14 protein-coding genes and 1 pseudogene are annotated in these 21,254 nt (G+C 36.4%); 12 read left to right on the top strand and 3 right to left on the bottom strand.

Going from position 1 to position 21,254, the window contains the following annotated elements; all coding sequences use genetic code 11:
• The first annotated feature begins 179 nt into the window (after positions 1-179).
• Positions 180-584, top strand: a complete 405-nt coding sequence (locus tag QZ657_RS01280; protein ID WP_276472572.1) for an acyl-CoA thioesterase — start codon at positions 180-182, stop codon at positions 582-584.
• On the opposite strand, the gene QZ657_RS01275 is transcribed toward QZ657_RS01280, so the two are convergent.
• Positions 581-1,870 carry a dipeptidase gene (locus QZ657_RS01275; RefSeq protein WP_291964446.1) on the bottom strand — a complete coding sequence of 430 codons (1,290 nt, stop codon included), beginning with the start codon at positions 1,868-1,870 and terminating at the stop codon, positions 581-583. The two genes, QZ657_RS01280 and QZ657_RS01275, sit on opposite strands and share 4 nt — an antisense overlap.
• A gap of 142 nt (positions 1,871-2,012) precedes the next feature.
• Here QZ657_RS01275 and QZ657_RS01270 point away from each other — a divergent pair, with 142 nt between their 5' ends.
• From QZ657_RS01270 to QZ657_RS01245, 6 genes are read left to right on the top strand one after another with little or no spacing between them, the layout of a single operon-like run.
• Complete coding sequence (locus QZ657_RS01270) at positions 2,013-3,773, top strand: sensor histidine kinase (RefSeq protein ID WP_291964444.1); 1,761 nt, start codon at positions 2,013-2,015, stop codon at positions 3,771-3,773.
• A 1-nt stretch (position 3,774) separates the two neighbouring features.
• Complete coding sequence (locus tag QZ657_RS01265; RefSeq protein ID WP_276472569.1) at positions 3,775-4,140, top strand: response regulator transcription factor; 366 nt, start codon at positions 3,775-3,777, stop codon at positions 4,138-4,140.
• Positions 4,141-4,155: 15 nt separating this feature from the next.
• Complete coding sequence (locus QZ657_RS01260; protein WP_291964442.1) at positions 4,156-6,618, top strand: HEAT repeat domain-containing protein; 2,463 nt, start codon at positions 4,156-4,158, stop codon at positions 6,616-6,618.
• Positions 6,611-8,041, top strand: coding sequence for a glycosyltransferase family 2 protein (locus tag QZ657_RS01255; RefSeq protein WP_276472567.1), 1,431 nt, complete (start codon positions 6,611-6,613; stop codon positions 8,039-8,041). Before QZ657_RS01260 ends, QZ657_RS01255 begins: the two co-directional genes overlap by 8 nt.
• A 5-nt stretch (positions 8,042-8,046) precedes the next feature.
• Positions 8,047-10,428, top strand: a complete 2,382-nt coding sequence (locus tag QZ657_RS01250) for a sulfatase-like hydrolase/transferase (RefSeq protein ID WP_291964440.1) — start codon at positions 8,047-8,049, stop codon at positions 10,426-10,428.
• Complete coding sequence (locus QZ657_RS01245) at positions 10,428-11,738, top strand: YaiO family outer membrane beta-barrel protein (RefSeq protein ID WP_291964438.1); 1,311 nt, start codon at positions 10,428-10,430, stop codon at positions 11,736-11,738. Before QZ657_RS01250 ends, QZ657_RS01245 begins: the two co-directional genes overlap by 1 nt.
• On the opposite strand, the gene QZ657_RS01240 is transcribed toward QZ657_RS01245, so the two are convergent.
• Together QZ657_RS01240 and QZ657_RS01235 are read right to left on the bottom strand one after the other, a co-directional pair.
• The gene (locus QZ657_RS01240) at positions 11,728-13,020 is read right to left on the bottom strand and encodes an interleukin-like EMT inducer domain-containing protein (protein WP_291964436.1); all 1,293 of its coding nucleotides are present in this window, start codon (positions 13,018-13,020) and stop codon (positions 11,728-11,730) included. The two genes, QZ657_RS01245 and QZ657_RS01240, sit on opposite strands and share 11 nt — an antisense overlap.
• 753 nt (positions 13,021-13,773) lie before the next feature.
• Positions 13,774-14,637 carry an RNA polymerase sigma factor RpoD/SigA gene (locus tag QZ657_RS01235; protein ID WP_036154298.1) on the bottom strand — a complete coding sequence of 288 codons (864 nt, stop codon included), beginning with the start codon at positions 14,635-14,637 and terminating at the stop codon, positions 13,774-13,776.
• Positions 14,638-14,809: 172 nt separating this feature from the next.
• On the opposite strand from QZ657_RS01235, the gene QZ657_RS01230 reads away from it, so the two are divergent.
• From QZ657_RS01230 to QZ657_RS01210, 5 genes and pseudogenes are all read left to right on the top strand, one after another.
• Entirely contained in the window at positions 14,810-15,319 is a 510-nt protein-coding gene (locus tag QZ657_RS01230) for a DUF6155 family protein (RefSeq protein WP_291964434.1), read from the top strand.
• A 3-nt stretch (positions 15,320-15,322) separates the two neighbouring features.
• Entirely contained in the window at positions 15,323-16,252 is a 930-nt protein-coding gene (locus QZ657_RS01225; RefSeq protein ID WP_291964432.1) for a 2-hydroxyacid dehydrogenase, read from the top strand.
• A 98-nt stretch (positions 16,253-16,350) separates the two neighbouring features.
• The gene (locus tag QZ657_RS01220; RefSeq protein WP_276472561.1) at positions 16,351-17,862 is read left to right on the top strand and encodes a DEAD/DEAH box helicase; all 1,512 of its coding nucleotides are present in this window, start codon (positions 16,351-16,353) and stop codon (positions 17,860-17,862) included.
• Positions 17,863-18,027: 165 nt separating this feature from the next.
• Entirely contained in the window at positions 18,028-20,238 is a 2,211-nt protein-coding gene (locus tag QZ657_RS01215) for a hypothetical protein (protein ID WP_291964429.1), read from the top strand.
• A gap of 315 nt (positions 20,239-20,553) precedes the next feature.
• A pseudogene (locus QZ657_RS01210) lies at positions 20,554-21,254 on the top strand (glycosyltransferase); the annotation flags it as partial.

Below are 21,254 nucleotides of genomic sequence, written 5' to 3'. Positions count from 1 at the left end.
CAAAATAAATAGCATAAAATTAGGGTTCTAATAATACTGTTGCACAACAATTGTTAATATGCAACTTAATAAATAGGCTATTGTTACAATTGACAAATCGGTCTGCTTAGATTGTTCAAATTGTAGTTTTGAGAATTTTTAGACCTAACTTTGTGGCATAGAATTTCAAAAATAAAGCTATGAGATTTCATACAAGAAAATTAGTTAAGCCAGGTGATTTAAACTCTAACGGAACATTGTTTGGAGGAAGATTATTGGCTTGGATAGATGAAGAGGCTGCACTTTATGCCATTATTCAGTTAGAAAACGGTAAGGTAGTTACCAAATATATGTCAGAGATTAATTTCATGAGCGCCGCTGTAAAAGGTGATGTTATTGAAATTGGTATAGAGGTAGTTAAGTTCGGTAAGACTTCGTTGACCTTGAATTGTGAGGTGCGTAATAAAATGAACCATGAAACAATTGTTACCGTAGACAACATTATTATGGTAAACCTTGGTGAAAATGGTAAACCAGCGGCACATGGTAAAACTAAAATAGAATTTGTAAAGGACCGTTTAGCGGCTATGGGTGAAGATAATTAACTTTCACCCATTTCTTTTGCAACGGCCTGTACGTCATCAAGTACACGCATTAGGTTACCGCCCCATAATTTTGCAATATCTTCTTTAGAGTAGCCTCTTTCTACAAGTTCCAAGGTTACATTGAAGGTTTCTGAAGCGTCGCTCCAACCTTCAATACCGCCACCACCATCAAAGTCAGAACTGATGCCAACGTAGTCAATGCCAATTAATTTTACCATGTAATCTATATGGTCAACAAAATCGCCAACATCTACGGCATTGGGTGCATCAGGTCTTTTAGTTGCCAATTCCTTTCCTATTTTCAAGACTTTAGGATAGTTGTCCATAAAGACTTCTTTTTCAGCATCGGATAAACTCGAAAACTGAGAGCGCTCATACCAGGTAATATTTAAAGAATCTGCTACCTGTTGGTATATTGATTTCATATAAGCTGCTCTAGCTTCATGCTTTTCCGTATTTAAATATGAGCTAAAGGCTACAGTTTGCACAACACCGCCATTTTCTTTCATCATCAATAACTGTTCGTCATCTAAATTTCTGCTATGGTCACATAGTGCACGTGCAGAGGAGTGAGAAGCTATAATTGGAGCTTTTGATAAAGCGATCATCTGTTTCATAGCTTCTTTTGATGGGTGAGATACATCTATCATAATACCCAACTTGTTCATTTCCATTACCGCTTGCTTACCCAAATCACTTAAACCATTATGAAGCCAAACATCATCTGTCTCACCTGTATTTGAATCTGAAAATTGACTATGGCCATTATGTGCCAATGATATATAACGGGCACCCAAGTCATGGTACTTTTTAAACTGAGACATATCCGTACCAATAGGGTAAGCGTTCTCAACACCGATCATGGCCGCTTTCTTGCCCGCAGCAACAATACGTTTTACATCTTCAGAATTTAATGCCAGTTCAATGTCGTTGGGTGCTATTTCTTCGCATAATTTATGGATAGCTTCAAATTTGGACATTGCGTTCTCTTTTGCTTTCATATACCCTACTTCCGTAAGGGTATCTTGACCTGTATAAACGATCAACCAAGTGACATCTAAACCACCTTCTTTCATCTTCGGTAAATTAACTTGTGAATCTAGCTTCTGACTGTAATTTACACTGTCTGTAAAGTTTTTGACATTAATGTCATTATGGGTGTCAATGGTGACAACTTCATCGTGAATTCGATGTGCTTTTTCTAGCGTAGTTTCTTCAATTTTTTCTTTTTTCTCGCCACAAGAAATAATGGTCGTAAAGCACAAAAAATAGATAAGCTGTTTCATAGAGGTAGTTTAGACCTACAATTTAAGTGTATTCACAACAAATAACCACCCTTTGAGAACTTTTTATTGTCCACACAATAGTATTGACCCATTTTTAGGTAATTATAAATAACAACCCCCTTAAACTAAAGAATACCTATTTATGGCAATTTCAAAATCTAAGGATTTACTTGGTCAATTATCTCAACTAGAAAGAACAGTGGGTGAATTTTCTTTTGAGGAACTAAATGCCCATGAGGCCAAAGAATTAAAGGAGAGTTTTAATTCATTTCGATCAAGTCTAGAAAAGCACATTTATACGCCAAAAGCGGAGCAGATCGTGCCGGTAGAAATAAAGACCGGGGCTTCTAATAAAAACGAGGTTTCAGAAAAGCAGTTAATAGCGACCGTTAGCCATGAAATTCGTACTCCATTGAATAGTATTATAGGTTTTGCCAATCTTTTAAAAGAAGAAAAGCTTACTAAAGCACAACATAAAAAGGTACAGGCCATACAGTTTGCATCTAACACTCTTTTAAAACTTATTAATGAAGTTTTAGAATATTCTAAAATTTCTTCGGGCAACACAAATTTTGAGTCTGTTGACTTTAATCTACATAGCTTACTTAAAGATGTCATGTTTTTATGTGAAACTTTAATTGTGGATAGAAACGTAGAGTTGTTAATAGATATAGATGAAAATGTACCTAATATAGTTAAGGGTGATCCTTCTAAGTTATCTCAAGTATTACTGAACCTTTTGGGCAATGCAGTAAAATTTGTTGAAAGAGGATTCATAAAACTAGAAGTATTTACAAAACAAAGAAATAACAATGAGTTTCTAATAGAATTTTCTGTGGCAGATACGGGTATTGGTATATCTCCAGAAAAAATTGAAACCATTTTTAACGGGTATACCCAAGCAGAGGATGATATCGCAAAAAAATATGGTGGTACAGGATTAGGGTTGACCATAACAAAAGAGATCATAGAAAAGCTGAACGGTGAAATTGAAATTGATAGTAACGTAGATAAGGGAACCACAGTAAGGTTTAGGTTGCCCTATACAATGGGCAAGCCCACAGCTACACCTGTAAGGAAAATACAGAAATCCACCTTTAAAAAGGATGTAAAACTATTGGAAGGTACCGAGATTTTGGTATTTGAAGATAACAAAATGAACCAACATTTAATTGTTGAACAATTAACGCAATGGGGCTGTACCGTTCATGCCGATAATGATTTGGATAAAGGCTTGTATTTATTATCCTCTAGAAAAATAGATTTAATTCTAATGGATCTAAAAATGCCTGGGCAAAACGGATTTGAGGTTTCTAAAGTCATTAGAGACCATAAAAACTCAAGAGTAAGTGCTGTTCCCATCATTGCCTTTAGTGCAGATTTTACGGAACAGGATAGTAGGGACTGCAAAGAAATAGGAATCAACGATTTTCTGTTAAAGCCATATACGTTAGATGATTTGTTAAGTACCATTTTAAAATATAAAGAACATAAAGTTGAACAGATAGATTTCTCATCAATACTGCAAAAACCTATGATAGAACCTAAAGAAACTACTGTAGTAGATTTAAATCACCTAATGAAAGATTGTTTTGGTGAAATAGATATGTTGAACGAATTGGTGAAATTGTTCAAACTCAATGCCATTGAGTTCATAGGCAATGTAAAGATTCATTTAAAGACCCAGAACTTAAAAGAAATTGCTTTATCTGCCCATAAGCTAAAAGCTGGTTTTGCCATGATAAAGGCCAATGGCATGCGCAACTTAATCGTTGAACTGGAAAGTAGCTGTAAAAAAGATGATTTTGAAAAAGTAAAGGAGTTATATGATGTGTTCTTGAACGATTATCCAATGTTGGAAGATAATTTGGACAAAGACCTAAAATTAATGAACAAGAAATAATATGGGTAAACGTGTACTATTAGCAGATGATGATCAACTTTTGGCCTCTTTATTGAACTTTAGGCTTAAAAAAGGTGGCTATTCGGTGCATCACTCACCCAACGGAAAAGAAGTAAAGGAATATTTAAAAAATGAAATGCCGGACATTATCGTGAGCGATATTATGATGCCTTATTGCTCGGGTATAGAACTCATAGATTATGTGCGTAATGAACTTAAATCAAAGACACCAATAATAATTATATCATCGGCGGGCAATGAACAAAATGTGCTGACCGCTTTTGAATTGGGAGCAAATGATTTCATTACTAAACCGGTAAGTCCAACAGAATTATTAGTACGTATAGCAAGAGAGATAAATAAGTAAATAAGATAAAATTTGTTGATTCCCCCTAATCAAATTAAAATATCGCTGATTACTGCCCCAGAATTCAATTTAGAATACCTGTGGTGGCTGACTATACTATTTTTTGTATTGGCCGTAATTTACTTTATCGGTGTGTTCATTATTAGAAATAGAATTACATTAAAAAATAGCCGTACAAAAGATAAAAAGGTAGAGTTCTCCCCAATGATCAATGAGTTTTTATTCTATGAAGACTCAAATACCAAAGAGGAAAAAATGAACTACTTAAATCTTAAGGTACAAATTAGGGAGTTGATCAAAAACAACTTTGACAGAGAAGTGCTGACAGAGGTATTGTTAGATTTAAGAAAAGATCTTTCGGGCAATTCACAATCGGTTCTTATTGAATTATATCAAGATTTAGGACTGCATCATGATGCATATGAAAAGTTAAAAAGCAGTAAATGGCAAGTTGTTTCTAGCGGAATTCTAGAATTGACTACCATGGAGGTAGAGGATTCTTATGGACTGATCGTGAGATTCATTAATCACCGCCAAAGTACCATTCGCAAACAGGCAGAGATTGCAGTGGTCAATCTTAAGGAAGAGGGTATTAAATACTTTTTGGATAACACCAAATATAAAATTGCCGAATGGCAGCAATTAAAGCTTTTAGATGTACTTAGGCATAAACCTAATTATACACCTCCTCAGTTTGGTCTTTGGCTAACATCGACCAATACGCACGTGGTGCTGTTCGCTTTGCGTTTAATTAAATATTATAACCAAAGCGATGCTGAACAGTCTATTATCACCTTATTGAAGCATAAAAAGAGAGAAATACAGGCAGAGGCTATTGAGTGCATCAAAGAATTCCATTTTGTAAATGCCTTACTTACACTAAAACTTGTATACACCAAGGCAAGCCATGATATTAAAATATCCATTCTAGATGCTATTGGTGAATTGGGTACCATTGCAGATGTCCCGTTTTTGGAAAATTTACAATTGACCGAACGTAACTTCAATATTAAAGGTAAAGTTATAGGTACACTAAATAAAATTGATCCTGAAAGAATTTTGCCTACAAAGAATATAGCAACGACAGACTTTTATGATGTTGAATTAGATGAATTATCTCCAGATTTTGAAGATAAATCAGTCGAGATACATGAAGAAATGCCTTTGCATAATACCATTGATGAAATTGATACTGAAATAGAAGTTGCTACCGCAGCCACCTCTGAACAAGCAGAAAACTTGTCGGTTTCATGGTCTTCCAATGAAGTTGATATTTCTAGTCAACTGACAGAAGAAGCTGTTAGTGAAGAAATAACTGAAGAAAAATTTATAGAAGAAGAGTTTGTTGAAGAGGTTGTATCTGAAGAAGCTGGTTTAGATGAAAAGGCATTAATGGATGAATTGTTTCCTTTAGAGAATAGGAAAATAAATTCAATAGATGATATAGACTTGAGCTTTTTACCCCATATAAAAAGTGACTATTCTAATGAAGACAACATAGAAGAAACGGAAGAAGCTGTTGCTGAATTAGTGGAACATAAAGCCGAGCTAGAGCCAGAAGAAGAATTAGAAGAAGGATTTTCTTTCAATTTTCTACCGTTAGTTGTTGATGAAATTACAGTGCAAGAGGAAGAGGAAGAGGAAGAGGAAGAGGTTGTGGCTTTGGAACAAGAAGAATTTAATCCGTTGTTTGATTTGTATGATTCATCAATATCTTATGAACACACGGAAAAAGTTACTGAGAATTATAGCGATGAATCAGAAATGATTATTGACGAAATTGACTGGTCTACCCTTAGTGCACCTTTGCAAGAGCAAAATGACGATAGAGTTCTGATTACAGATGCCGATACCGAAGAGACAATTATCTCATTTGAAGATGATGGTATTTCTTTTTCTCCAAATTTTATGCCTCAAGAAGAGCTTGATGCCATGGTTTTGTTAGAAAATATAGCTGAACTGGGCGATTGCCGTGAACTGATATTGTTATACCAGATTATAGACGAGCATAGTTCTGATGTTGTTATAAACAGGGCCAATGAATTAATTCAAAAATTTGCTTATCAAGCTCCGCGACCAAGTGAATTATTTTCTGATGATCATGACCTTGCAGAAAGTGTATTTACAGAGGTTTATCATCTTGCCGATGACGAGACTAAACTCGTGTTATTGAATGAGATGATGATCGTTGGCGATCAGAAAGAAATTCAATTGCTTGAAAGTATTTTGGAATCTGAATCAAAATTATTGGTTGAAAAAGCTACCGAAGTTTTAGATCATATTAAAGCTCATTTGTCAAATGTGTTGGAAAAGACAACGTCATCCATAGATGAAGAATTCATATTTGATCTAGATTTTGAACTTGAAATGAAAGAACCTACGGAGCAAAAGAATACTTCTGCTAGAGAACAAGGTTCTACATTGTTCGATCAGCTATGTGCTATGTCCAACTCTTTATACAACAAGAAAAATGGATAGCGAGCTATTTGGTGTGGTACTGGAATACATCAATTTTGTATTCTTTGTATTCACCATAATTCTATTTATACTGTTTTCCCTAATGGCGTATTTCTCCACAAGAAATTCACTGCATTACAGAAATAAAAATAGTTTTACGGATATTTCTAAAATAATGGCTTCGCCATTAGCTCCTACCATTACGATAATTGCACCTGCATATAATGAAGGTTTGACTATTGTAGAGAATATTCGCTCTTTATTATCACTACAATATGTCAATTATGATGTAATGGTCGTCAATGATGGTAGCAAGGACGATACATTGCAGAAACTTATAGATTCTTATGATCTAGAAAAAATTGACGTGGAAATGGACCCAGATTGGAAATCTAAACCAGTTCGTGGCATTTACAAATCTAGAAATAGGGCTTTTGAAAAGTTGACGGTTATAGATAAAATGAACGGTGGCAAATCTGATGCCTTAAACGCGGGAGTATCGTTATCTACCAGTAAATATGTGGGTTGTATTGATGTTGATTGTCTTTTGCAGCCAGACGCCCTGTTACATGTGGTTAAATCATTTTTTCAACGCTCAAAGAAAAGGGTTATAGCCGTTGGTGGCGTTATACGGGTCGCAAATTCTTGCGTTATTCAAGGTGGTCAGCTTGAGGAAATTAGGTTGCCCAGCAATTGGTTGGCAAGATTTCAGTTATTGGAGTATACCCGTTCTTTTATTCTAGGCAGAATGGCCTGGGGTAGAATAGATAGCTTACTGATCATTTCTGGGGCATTTGGTTTTTTTGAACGTGAAATTGCTTTGGCGGTGGGCGGCTATGATACGAATACGGTTGGTGAGGACATGGAAATTGTTTTTAAAATGCGCCGTTATATGCATGACAGAAAAGAACCATATACCATAGAATATATCCCTGATCCTTTATGTTGGACAGAAGTACCGGAAGATCTTAAAATTTTAGTGAACCAAAGAGATCGTTGGGCCCGTGGCAACCTGGAGACCTTGTTTAAGCACAAAGATATGTTGTTCAATTCCAAATACGGTAGACTGGGGCTATTGAGCTACCCGTATTGGTTTTTTTATGAGTGGCTGTCACCGTTGTTGGAGTTCTTTGGCTTCTTTACCATTATACTTTTTGCCTACTTGGGCATTCTTAATTGGGAGTTCTTTTTTATGATTACCCTGGCAATATTCCTGTTCTCTATCATGATTTCCTTTTATGCCATTTTGTGGGATGTGTATTCGTATAATCAATATAGAAAAACAAAGGATATTTTAATATTAATGGGCCTGGCCGTTCTAGAGCCCTTCATTTTTCACCCCATTGTAGTTTATGCCGCGGTTAGGGGCAACTATAAAAAATTGTTCAAAATAAAGTCTGGTTGGGGATCCCAAGTTAGAAAAGGTTTTGCAAAAGCATCATAGCAATAATGAATACAAGTAGTATAGATAGATATACATTAAAGCAGTACACACGGCTTATGATATCCTTTTTTGGATGTTTGTTCGTGTTAACGCTTTTTCAATATGGTATGCTATACTATAAAGGGGTCATAGATACTATATTTTCCGTCAGTCTATTAAAGGCCATAGTACACCAGATCGGTTTTACGGCATTAATGGGCATCGTAATGGTTTTTCCGTTTAATTTTTGGGAAAATTTACGTTCTAAATATGGCTTCAACCTAGTTTTTGTGTTATTGGCGCTGGTACTTATTATTGAAGCTGTACTTACCGCATATTACTGTACAACATTAGTTCCTTTGGGATCTGATATTTTGGGATATAGTTATGCCGATGTGAAGATAACCATTGCAAATTCCGGTGGTTTTATGATTTCGGTTTATCTGCTCATTACAGCTGTTTTCTTAGTAGGTCTCTTTTTAATACTATACAGGATAACTTCTAAATTCTATCATAGAATTAGTAGAATGTATCCCTTTACCATAGTATTGTTCAGCCTTTTTGTGGCCTCCTTATTTACAGATGGCAAACCTATCAACCAGAACAAGGTCCAGTATTTGGCGGTTAATGTATACCAGACCAGTACAGAAGATAATTCATACACGTCAACAGAAGAATATCCGTTGGTGCAAGGTCCCAATATTGAGAATGTATTGGGAGATTATTTTGAGCTGAAAGAGGAGAAACCAAATATCGTTTTTGTAATGGTAGAAGGTCTGGGAAGGGATTTTGTGGGTGAAGGTGCCGAGTTTGGCGGTTTTACACCGTATTTAGATTCCCTAACGACCAAATCATTATACTGGGAGAATTTTTTGAGCAACACCGGTAGAACTTTTGGGGTGTTACCGTCCTTGTTAGGTTCATTGCCATTTGGTAAAAGCGGGTTTATGGAATTGGAAGAATACCCCAACAAGCTTACCATGTTCAGTGTACTTAAAAATAATGGGTACCATACCTCATTTTATCAAGGGACCAATAGTTCTTTTGATAAGGTAGACCGATTTTTAAGAAGTGAAAACGTTGATTTTGTGCTAGATAAATCTGGGTTCGGAAACAAATATCAAAAACAGGCAGAGGATGCCGCAGGTTCTTCTTGGGGATATCCTGATAAGGAATTGTTTAAAAAAAGTCTGAGTTTAGAAAGAAGCAAAGATCAGCCTAGACTAGAGGTTTACATGACCATAAGTACGCACGAACCTTTTATACCGCCAAATCAAGAATATTTTGAAGGTAAGGTAAAGGATATTTTGGCAAAGGGTGATTTTGACTCTAGGGCAGAAAAAATCATTAAAAAGAACGATAATGTTTTTGCCACGCTTTTGTATACAGATGATGCCATAAAATGGTTCATGGAATCTTATGAAAACCAACCAAATTACGAGAATACCATTTTTATATTTACGGGAGACCATAGGCTAATACCCATACCGCAACGTAATAATATTAGTCGTTTTCACGTACCGTTGATCATGTACAGCCCCATGCTAAAAACAACACGTAAAATGAGTTCTATTTCTTCTCATTTTGATGTTACACCTTCTATATTGGCGTTGCTCTCAAATTCATACGAATTAAAAATGCCAAAAAAAGTTGCTTGGATGGGCGGTGCGCTAGACATGGAAACCGCATTTAGGTCTACTAAGAACATTCCTTTAATGCGTAACAAAAATGAGTTGAAAGAGTATATAAGTAAGGAAAAATTATATACCGATGGCGATATTATGGAACTGGATGAAGATATGGATATCAGTTCTACATTTGGCGGTGGTTCTGTAGAAAAAACTTTGGAAAGATTTAAATCCGTAAATCATTACGTGACTACAGAGAACAAGATTATACCGGATAGCTTAACTATTTTTTCTGTTCAGAAAGAAAAGTTTACTCCGGCAGAAATCACTTGGATCAATAGTATCTACGACGGAAGCAATTTTGACCGTTCTTTCTTTAAGGCGCGAGATTTGGCTTTTAATAGAAAGTGGGATGATGCCCTGTTGCTATGCCGTTATATACTTTCAGAATCTCCAAGCCATATAGATACCAAGATTTTAACGGGCAGATTACATATTTGGAAAGGTAATTATGAAGAGTCTGTCAAGATTTTGAAAGACTGTATTGCTATGAACCCAAACTATATAGATTCTTACGCTGCACTTTTTGATGTGTACTTCTGGTACGAAAAGCATGCAGAAGGGCTTGCGTTGGTAGATATAGTTCAAGAGAATAGTGCTAGTGTCCATGAAATATCCACCAAAATTTCCAGGGCTAGGAATTCTGCGCGAAAAGCAGGTTTGCAAATTCATAAAAAAACCAATAAAGATGCTGAAAATACGTTAGCATCCATAGAATAATGCAAAAGTGCAGTTTACATATCACCCTATTTGTTTTACTTTCCTTTATTTACAGGGTTAGCGGTCAATCTATGCAAAATGAGCTTCCATCCTTTAAAACTGCCTATGCTTTGGCATATGAGGGTAAGACCAATACGGCGCATAACATGCTATATAATTTGGTGAACGAGAGAGAGACCAAAGTTGAAACGGCTATATTATGGGCAAGTACATTAAGCTGGAGAGGCGATTATGATCTGGCAAGGTCTGAATTCAACACTATTTTATCAAAGAACAAAGCCAATAGGGAAGCATGGATATCCGCAGTTAAAAATGAATTATATGCAAAGCGTTTTGCCACTGCATTAGGTCTTGCCAACAAAGCTTTAACATTTATAGAGAACGACAAGGAACTATTAAGATTACAGCATATAGCTACCGATGGGGTGCAGGGTATTACCTATGCCCAAAAAGGCTGGTTTAATGTAACAAGTGTTATAAATACCTCATTCGGCGATAGTAAAAAAACTGTTGATATTAAAGATGCCAATGTTGCAGGTGAAGAAAATAAACACATAACGCCCGTTACGGAAGAAAAATTGAAGAATACCGTTATGGTCAATAGTGCGGTTACGTTTTTTGATAAACGCTTTGATCCCATTACAACATCAAGTATTTCCTTTAAAAGACAAACACCTTATGGCGCTATAATACCTAGAATAAATAATAGCAACAGAATAGGTAAGAACGGTATTCAGTTAGATATAGATTTGTACCCTAAAATTGCCAAAGGATTTTACGCCTACTTAAATTATGGGTATTCCGAATCTGATCTATACCCTAACCATAAGGTTGGTGGTGATGTATATTACAACCATAAAAGCGGAATTGAATTCTCGGCAGGGGGGCGTATTATAAATTTTGCGACTAGGGATGTTAAATCTATTACCAACTCCTTGGGCTATTATACAGGCAATTATTATTTCTCTTTACGCTCCTATATAACGCCTGAGTCTAATAATTTGACCAATGTATCCGGTAATTTACTGGTGCGTAAATATCTTAAGGATGCCAAAAACTATATGGGTTTAAATGTTGGCTTCGGGTTCTCACCAGAACTTAGACAGTTTACGTCTGGGGATCAACTCTTGGCAGAAACATTACTTTATATAGAATCGCAACGTTTAAGTTTTGAATATCAATTCACCAGTAAAAACAATTTAAGTGCCTATAGAACTAATTTAGGGGTATTACGCCAAGAGCAATCTTTTGATCCCGGTAGCTACTTTTATTCTATATCCGCAGGATTAACGTATGAGTTTAATTTTTAGACTTCATTGCGGGTATCCATTTATCGGCATACATACCATAAACCAGTCCTAGTTCATTATCATATACATATTGCTCATCTTTGCCCATATCAAAATTTACGTTGAATACATAAACCTTTATCCCGGCATCCCTTAATTGAAGCATCAATTTTTTTTGACTGGCAATAATTCTTCTAGAAACGGCAACATGCTTAACGTTGTTCACCTTCAGAAAATTAATTTTATCTCCTTTTATAGCCAATAAGGGTTCTTGGGAAATCATGGTTTGTATGCCGTGCTCAGATGCCTTTTCTACGGCCATTACGCTAAAAAGTTCCATTATTAGACGGTCTTTGTCAACAAAAGCATTCGCAAAGGCTATTGGGTCGTTCACCTTATCTGTAATCAATGTAGCATCTGGGTGATTTTTAAACCAGGTATTTATACCGTCCATATCTAATGTTGTGTAGTCGCCATATATTTTTTGTTCCATGAACTGATTGTGCGTAGGGGGCAGGCTGCCTGTAAAATCCGTAAAACGTGCCCACATGTTCCAATCATGTGCCGCTACCAATTTTCCATCGGAGGTTTCAATGATATCCAATTCAAAATTTCGAAATCCCTTTTTGTAATTCTCGTCTAAAGCGTGCTTGGAGTTGGTAGATTTTACCCCGTTGATCTCTCCTCCGGCATGGGCAATGTATCTATCTATGTGCGATTCAAATTCATAAACTTCTCTTGGAAAGTAAGTTTTCTTATCACTTAAGGGTTTAGATATTGTAATGGTTTCCGTTATGGAACTATCATTGATCTTTTCGGTAATTATGCCGTTACTGTTATGCATAATGTAGGCTTGTCTTCCTTTTAAGCTGCTCAATTGTATAAACCCCAAAGTATTTAATTGTTTTTGAAAAGCCGTTAGTTGTGCAGCGGCTGAATCATGTGCTAAAATTGCAAATACTGCCTGGTCATCTATCAGTTTGGAAAGTACGTCTACAAAGGCCTGTACGTCTTCTTTACTACCATAGGTATCAAAGGTCTTAAATTCGAACGTGTTCCCTGCTTGTAAATGAACAATGGTTAATCCACGTTCTATGGCTTCGGTCTGTGATGCGTAGGTGAACGTACTACGCTCATGTGTATTAAAGCTATGGCTGTTCAATACCAATGTTGTGGAAGTCGATACATAATCGTTAGCTGGTATAATTTTTATATTGGCAGCCTGTACCGGTTGTAAAGTATATAGTATACTTATAAGTACTACCATTTTTAAGCTTAAAAGAATAGGGGAAAATGTCTTCATAAGTTCAATGTTATCATCTTTATCAAAGTTATAAGAATAATCTACTTATACAGTTATATTAAAACGTATAAGTGCGCAGGGTATTATAAAGCAATACCTAAAGGGACCATATTTCCTGTTGAAGAAAAAATGTAGTTTACTTAACCTTATTATAAAGAGATTTTCGTGGAGTTTTATAAAGTTCCTGTGATATAACTGGCTGGAAATGAATTGATTTTATGGTAAAAATCGATTAAATACCAATAACCGGGATGAAATACACCTCTCTAAACCCCTATAAAACCTAGCGTTTAACATTTTTTAACGTTAAACAACACTTTTGTGTATGTTTTACAACAGTTTTAAATTGGTTCACCACAATTTGTTGTCACGATCTTAACATCGGTATATATTTACTTCAAGATAAAAACCCAAATCAAGATTAACTTTTAAACCTGCAATATGCTTTACGACACTTACGGAGAAGAATACCTAGTTTTTCTTCAAGACTTAAACGAAATTCTTAGTATCAACGAATTAGCTGAGTTGGACTATATGTAGATCGACCAAAAACCTTAACCAAAAAAAATATTCTCATGGCACATCAGAATCAAGATTTTTCATCGTATCAAAATTTTATACAGGATCTTAATAACATCCTAGTAAACTTTAATATCAACAAATTGACCTATTCTTAGTATACCCAAAGACTAAGTAAAAAGAAAGCGCCCGTTATATGCGGGCGCTTTCTTTTTTAATAAATAGTACAAATAATTAACCTAAATACGTTTTTAGCAATTTGCTTCTAGAAGCATGACGTAGCTTACGTATTGCTTTTTCACGAATTTGTCTAACACGCTCCCTGGTCAAATCGAACGTTTGTCCTATTTCTGCCAAGGTCATGGACTGCTGATCACCAATACCGTAGTAAAGTTTTACAACATCTGCTTCTCTAGGAGATAGGGTGTCCAATGCTCTATTAATTTCTGTATTAAGTGACTGTTGTAATAAAATATTATCCGGTCTTGGAGATTCACCTGAACGCAAAACGTCATATAGGTTAGAATCTTCGCCTTCACGTAAGGGTGCATCCATAGATACATGTCTACCTGAATTTTTAAGCGATTGTTTCACTTCTGAAACCGTCATTTCCAATTCCTTTGCAATTTCTTCCGGAGAAGGCGGGCGTTCATGTGCCTGCTCTAAATAAGAAAATGTCTTCTTTATTTTGTTGATCGATCCAATTTTGTTCAATGGCAAACGAACAACTCTAGATTGTTCCGCTAAAGCTTGTAATATAGATTGTCTGATCCACCAAACGGCATAGGATATAAACTTAAATCCTCTTGTTTCATCAAATCTTTTTGCTGCTTTAACCAAGCCTAAATTTCCTTCGTTGATCAAATCCGGTAATTTAAGACCTTGATTCTGGTACTGTTTTGCTACCGATACTACGAATCTCAAGTTTGCTGTGGTCAATTTTTCCAAAGCTGCCTGACTACCTTCTCTAATCTTCTGCGCAAGTTCTACCTCTTCATTCGCTGTAATCAAATCAATTTTACTGATATCTTGCAAGTATTTATCCAGTGATTTCGATTCACGATTCGTTACCTGCTTGATAATCTTTAGTTGCCTCATATGTATGTATGGAATTTAGAAGTTGTACAAGAGTACAGTATAACGCTTTTTATCGGTATTTCCTAATGAATCTCACTATACTTCTACAGCATTTGTTAGCATTAACAAAGATTTAAGGATTTAGGAGGTTGTTGCCTTAAAGCGTATTTTTGAATATATACACTGAACTTTTATGAGTAAACGGGCATTAAAAACCTACCTGTCAAAGCTTCCTAAAAAGGCGTTGGAAGAGCAAATTATTGAGCTGTATGAAAAATTTCCTGCGGTAAAGACCTATTACGATTTTGCCTTCAACCCTAAAGAAGATAAATTGGTACAAGATGCAAAAGCTAAAATAGCCAATGAATATTTTCCGTTAAAAAGACGCAGGCCAAAAGCAAGACGATCTGTTGCCCAAAAATTTCTAAAGCATTTTATTAAACTAGGGGTAGACCCTCATTTAATTGCGGATGTTATGTGCTATAATCTTGAAATTGCACAAACGTTCTCAGCGGAGAAGAATGTTCCGGATGCTTTTTATAAAAGTATGCTTAACTCTTTTAACGAGGTAATTCAATTTACTACGGTTCAGGGAATCTTTCCTGAATTTAAGGAGCGTATCTTAAAGATATATACGGAAACACAAAATCAAAAATGGCTTTTTGAAGAGGATTTCTCAAAGGCCTTGGATATAATAGATTAACCTATGGCCATTGTAGTAATTAGACAAGATGATAGAATAGACCTTTGGAAGAATGCCTTACAGAATGCCCATAACGGTATAAAAGTATATAGTTTTCTAGAAGATCACCCTAAGGAGGATATTACCATGGCGGTTATCTGGAAACACCCCAAGGGTTCATTGCCAAAGTATCCCAATCTACAATGTATTGCCTCTGCAGGTGCCGGTGTAGATTATATTTTTGAAGATGATACACGTCCCAAAAATATACCCATTACTCGCATTGTAGACCCATACCTTGCCAGCGATATGTCAGAACATGTATTGGCGGTCATATTGGCTCATCTTAAAAACTTGAATTCCTACAAATTAGATCAGATGGCCAATGTTTGGGTACCTAAAGATTATCTAAGAATAAAGGATGTTACCGTTGGCATCTTAGGTCTTGGTGAATTGGGAGCACTAACGGCACGTGATCTTGTTTCCTACAACTTTAATGTGCAAGGTTGGAGTAGGAGCAAAAAGGAAATTGAAGGAGTAAAAACGTTTTATGGGCCGCAAGGGCAGCAAGATTTTTTAAGGGCTACGGATATATTGGTCTGTCTTCTTCCATTGACTCCCGCTACTAAAGGTATTTTAAACAAAGAACTGTTATCGCAACTTCCCCAAAATGCATTTGTTATCAATTTGGCCCGTGGCGGTCATTTGGTAGATGAAGATTTGATCGCCTTGTTAGACTCAGATTATTTATCCGGTGCTTGTCTAGATGTCTATCATACGGAACCATTGCCTGCAACACATCCGTTTTGGAATCACCGGAAGGTTCACATGACTCCGCATTACGCAAGTGTTTCTGATACAAATTCTGTAATTCCCCAGATTATAGAAAATTACAACAGGCTGGGTTCCGCAGAAAAACTGCAGAATTTAGTAGATTCTGACAAGGGATACTAAAATTGTTTTTTCAAGTTTTTTATTTCCTAGACCCATAAAAATCTTATAATTTTATAAGGTTTTTGCATTATTAACATAAATAAACGCCTACAAACCTTTTGAAGCTACAAAACGATACTACTGAGAAAACCCTGTACGATTATCAAGAGGAAGATCTACATTCTATTTTTAAATATTTAGAAGAGAACGGCGATAATTCTAACCTACTGTACCAACTGCCTACGGGTGGCGGTAAGACCGTGGTGTTTTCTGAGATTGCCAAACGTTATATTGCCAAGACCAATAAAAAAGTCATTGTACTTACCCATCGTATAGAACTTAGTCAACAAACCTCTAGAATGTTGAAAGGGTTTGGGGTAAAGAACAAAATAATAAATAGTGAGGTAAAAGAGTGGCAGGACCAAGATGAGTTCATGTGTTTCGTTGCCATGGTAGAAACACTGAATAATAGATTACAGGAAGAGAAGGTTGAAATAAATAATATTGGTCTCGTTATTATTGATGAGGCGCATTACAACTCTTTCCGTAAACTTTTCAAGTTTTTTGAAAACTCGGTTATACTTGGGGTAACGGCAACGCCTTTAAGCTCCAATATTAAGCTGCCCATGAAGGACAACTATAAAAAGTTGATCGTGGGCGAGTCTATAGAATCCTTGATTCAGAAAAAGTTCCTGGCCAAGGCGAACATGTATAATTACGATGTTAGCCTACAATCCTTAAAATTGGGGATTAGCGGGGATTATACGGTGAAGTCTTCAGATGAACTTTATGGTAACCATAGTATGTTGAACAAGCTTGTATCTGCCTATAATGAAATAGCAAAAGGTACCAAAACGCTTATATTCAACAATGGTATCAACACTTCTAGGTATGTTTGTGAGACTTTTAGAAAAGCCGGCTATAATATTCGCCACTTAGATAATAAGAACAATGCTGCGGAGCGAAAAGAGATTCTAAAATGGTTTAAAGAAACGCCCGATGCCATCCTTACTTCTGTGAGTATATTGACTACAGGTTTTGACGAACCAAGTGTGGAGACCATTATTTTGAACCGTGCTACACGTTCATTGACCCTTTATTTTCAAATGATCGGTCGTGGCTCTAGATACCTGCCTAACAAACAAGAATTCAATGTTATAGATATGGGTAACAATGTTGCCCGTTTTGGACTTTGGAACGCTGGTATAGACTGGCAGGAAATTTTCCATTTTCCAGATTTCTACTTGGAGAATATTAAGAACGATGAAGAGATAGAACGTGAATTCGTTTATGAAATGCCCGCTGATCTTCGTGCCGAATTTGCAAATTCTACTGATATCGATTTTGATATTAAGGCGGAATATAAAAAGAGCTTTGCCAACGGTGAAAAATCTAAACTGGTGCTAGAAAGAAGTATTCAGCAGCATGCAAAAATATGTGTAGAAAATTCTGAAGACGTCTTTGACGCCCGCATCCTGGCCAAAAAACTGAAAGAAGAGATCAAATATCGTGTGCGTCAGTATTCGTATTGTATTATGAACAATACCAAGAACTACAAAGAGTGGCTAGAAGAAGATTATGAACGTAAACTACGTTCTAAGATTTCAAAGATGTTCGCCGCCAAAATGTGATTTTTACAGGGCATTGGGTATTCAGAATTATCTCTTATATGGTTACCAATTCTATATTCTAAAGAGGTCTTTATTGTCTTATTTTGAAAAATGGACACAGCGTTATCTAAATCGCTAGAAGTTGGTTAAATTCAAGTGCTTGAATCACTAGAATGCGCTCAACTAATGAAAAACAACTTACTTCTATTTATCCTTGTTTTAACAATTATCTTTTACGGCATTACCGGCTATCATTTTTTAACTGGCTGGCATCCTCTTGTAATGATGTGTATTGCCATCATTATTGGTTTGTTGATCAATTTGACGATTTACGGTCTCTTAAACCTTATTGGTAGGGCATTGGGTACAATTCCATTGAAATCTACAACGGCCGTACTTAGTACTGTTGCTGTTCTAACCATTTTAAAATATTTTGGATTTGGCTGGCCAACCTTGTTCTATAGTGCCATCATAGCATTGGGTATTGTATTTTGCATTGCTTTATACAGGTATCAACTAAAACGTAACGCATTTTCAAGTCTTTTTCTTTTCATCACTTTCATTGCTGTGGGGTATGTATTTTATGCTTTGTCAAATGATGGTACAGATCCGTACGAAAAGGAAACACCTCTTGCTTTTGCCGAAGAAGTTCGGTCATTACTTCCAGAAGTATCGATCAATAATCCAGCTGCAGAAGGTTCTTATACCGTTAAAACATTTACCTATGGCAGCGGTACAGATGAACAACGAGAGGAATTTTCAAGCGGCGTAAAGTTTAAAACAAATACTGTTGATGGTTCCCTGTTAATTCCCGATTGGAAGGATAAAAAGAAAAAATGGCGCGAACAGTACTGGGGTTTTGGGGCTAAAAACTTTCCTTTAAATGGAAGGGTATATATGCCAGAGGGCGACGGACCTTTTCCTTTGACCTTAATCGTACATGGCAATCATAGTATGATAGATTACTCCGATGATGGTTATGGCTATTTGGGGAGTTTATTGGCGAGTAGGGGAATTATTGCCGTTTCTGTAGATGAGAACTTTTTAAACGGTCATTGGTCCGGCGATTTTAGGGGAAAAGAAATGCCTGCCCGTGCCTGGTTGTTGTTAAAGCACTTGGAGCAATGGAGAAACTGGAATGGTGAAGTAGGGCATGAGCTTTCCAATAAAGTGGATATGGACAATATTATGCTCGTTGGGCATTCCCGTGGTGGTGAGGCGGTTTCTATTGCGGCAGCCTATAATCCGCTACCTTATTTTCCTGATCAGGCCAAAGAGAAATTTAATTTTAATTTTAATATCAAAGGGGTAGTAGCTCTTGCGCCAACAGACTATAGGTATGATCGTAAAATAGTTTTGAAAAATATCAATTTTTTGAGCTTACAAGGTTCTTATGATGCGGATGAAGTGAGCTTTTGGGGTATGAGGCCCTACCGCCGTTTGCAGTATACAGATTCTATTTCCAGGTTTAAGGCCGGCGTATATATTCACCATGCCAATCATGGGCAGTTCAATTCTACTTGGGGAAATTCGGATTTTGGAGCTCCTTCTAAATGGTTATTGAATTTACAACCTTTATTAAAAGAAGAAGAACAGCAAGAAGCTACCAAAGTATTTATCAGCGCGTTTGCAGAGGCTTCTTTAAAAAACAATCAAGAATACCGTTCTATTTTTAGGAACGTCGCTAGCGCCAAAAAGTGGTTGCCTGTAGAGCATTACCTTACTTCTTTTGAAGCTTCTAATTTTCATACCATTGCTGATTTTGAAGAAGATATAGATATAACTACGGCAAAAGATAGTACGCAGATATCAACTACGAACATGGCGCTTTGGAAAGAGCAGAACTTGCCTACGCGTGATAAAGGTAGCCAAGAGAACAATGCCGTTATACTTGGATGGGATTATGAGAATTCACATTTGTCTACGGATAAAGCTGTTTATGACATTAAGCTATCCAAGCAAGACTCGCTACCCATTTCAGCAAACGCCAGTTTACAATTTACCCTTGGGGCAGGTGACCATGAGTGGTTAGATGTTAATTTAACCGAAGAACAGAAGGAAGCGAAAAAGAATGACGAGCCAAGAGAAGTTCCTCAATTAGATTTCACCATTAAGCTTACAGATGAATTTGGACAGACCAGTGCCTTAAAAGTGAGCGATATAAATGGTATTACCAAGCCGTTGAAAACTAGATTTACCAAGTTTAAATTTTTAGATAAAGATATGATCGGTGATGATTGGGAGGTGCAGTTGCAAACCTATCATTTTCCTATGGAGGTATTTACAAGTAAGAATCCGGAATTTAAGTCCGATCGTTTACAAAAAATCTCATTTATTTTCGACCAAACCGATTATGGTGTAGTAGTGCTAGATGAACTAGGTATTGAATGGGAGTAGTTGTTGGTTGTTGGAAATTTAGCTTTGCTAAATTTCATTAAACAAAAAATCTATACTCTAATTTCTATTTTCTATTTTCTCAATTCTTACTTAACAAATTGTAAATCAAACTACTTAATACTTCGTACTTAATACTTTATACTTAATACTTAGTAAACTAAAACATTAGAAAATGAAACTGAGACTGTACACTGATACTGAATACTGTAAACTACTTCCAAATATTCCACGAACAGATTGCCACGTTGCGAAAAGCTCCTTGCAATGACGTAATAAACTTGCCGACCAACAACCATTTCCCGTACTTTGTACTTAATGTACTTAAAAAAACATCCCAAAACCCTTCTTGTAATCGCATTGGTATGGCCAGAACCTGCTTCTACTGCGGCCGGTGTTCGTATGATGCAACTGTTACAGGTTTTTAAAAACCAAGGGTACCGGATTACGATTGCTTCTGCGGCTTCAACATCTGAATATTCAGAAGATTTGAATGCTTTGGGTTACCAAACGGCAGAAATTAAAATGAACGATAGTTCTTTTGATGTTTTTGTAAAAGAGTTAAATCCTGATGTGGTGCTGTTCGATCGTTTTTTGACCGAAGAGCAATTTGGGTGGCGCGTGGCGGAAAACTGTCCCAATGCAGTGCGTGTGTTAGATACGGAAGATCTGCATTCGCTGCGCCATGTGAGGGAGCAGTGTTTTAAAAAAGAAATTCCATTTACTACAGATGCTTGGTTAGCTGATGACAAGACCAAACGGGAAATTGCCAGTATATATCGCTGTGATCTGTCCCTGATCATTTCCAGCTATGAAATGGAACTACTGACCGAAGTTCTAAAAATAGATAAAAGTCTATTGTTGTTACTCCCTTTTATGATCAATGAAATTGATAATGACACCAGTTGGAAAACATTTGAACAGCGACAAGATTTTATTTTCATTGGCGGAGGTAAACATGCCCCGAATATAGATGCCGTAAAATGTCTGAAATCTATGATCTGGCCATTGGTGCAAGT

It is taken from the genome of Maribacter sp., from assembly GCA_020629415.1.
GTDB lineage: Bacteria > Bacteroidota > Bacteroidia > Flavobacteriales > Flavobacteriaceae > Maribacter > Maribacter huludaoensis.
This window is presented reverse-complemented; position numbering and strand designations above follow the sequence as displayed.

Bases quoted from the DNA above. Each gene is read 5' to 3' on its own strand.
- QZ657_RS01240 (WP_291964436.1), bottom strand. From the start codon at position 13,020: ATGAAGACATTTTCCCCTATTCTTTTAAGCTTAAAAATGGTAGTACTT.
- QZ657_RS01215 (WP_291964429.1), top strand. From the start codon at position 18,028: ATGAAAAACAACTTACTTCTATTTATCCTTGTTTTAACAATTATCTTT.
- QZ657_RS01270 (WP_291964444.1), top strand. From the start codon at position 2,013: ATGGCAATTTCAAAATCTAAGGATTTACTTGGTCAATTATCTCAACTA.
- QZ657_RS01280 (WP_276472572.1), top strand. From the start codon at position 180: ATGAGATTTCATACAAGAAAATTAGTTAAGCCAGGTGATTTAAACTCT.
- QZ657_RS01255 (WP_276472567.1), top strand. From the start codon at position 6,611: ATGGATAGCGAGCTATTTGGTGTGGTACTGGAATACATCAATTTTGTA.
- QZ657_RS01235 (WP_036154298.1), bottom strand. From the start codon at position 14,637: ATGAGGCAACTAAAGATTATCAAGCAGGTAACGAATCGTGAATCGAAA.
- QZ657_RS01230 (WP_291964434.1), top strand. From the start codon at position 14,810: ATGAGTAAACGGGCATTAAAAACCTACCTGTCAAAGCTTCCTAAAAAG.
- QZ657_RS01265 (WP_276472569.1), top strand. From the start codon at position 3,775: ATGGGTAAACGTGTACTATTAGCAGATGATGATCAACTTTTGGCCTCT.
- QZ657_RS01245 (WP_291964438.1), top strand. From the start codon at position 10,428: ATGCAAAAGTGCAGTTTACATATCACCCTATTTGTTTTACTTTCCTTT.
- QZ657_RS01275 (WP_291964446.1), bottom strand. From the start codon at position 1,870: ATGAAACAGCTTATCTATTTTTTGTGCTTTACGACCATTATTTCTTGT.
- QZ657_RS01250 (WP_291964440.1), top strand. From the start codon at position 8,047: ATGAATACAAGTAGTATAGATAGATATACATTAAAGCAGTACACACGG.
- QZ657_RS01225 (WP_291964432.1), top strand. From the start codon at position 15,323: ATGGCCATTGTAGTAATTAGACAAGATGATAGAATAGACCTTTGGAAG.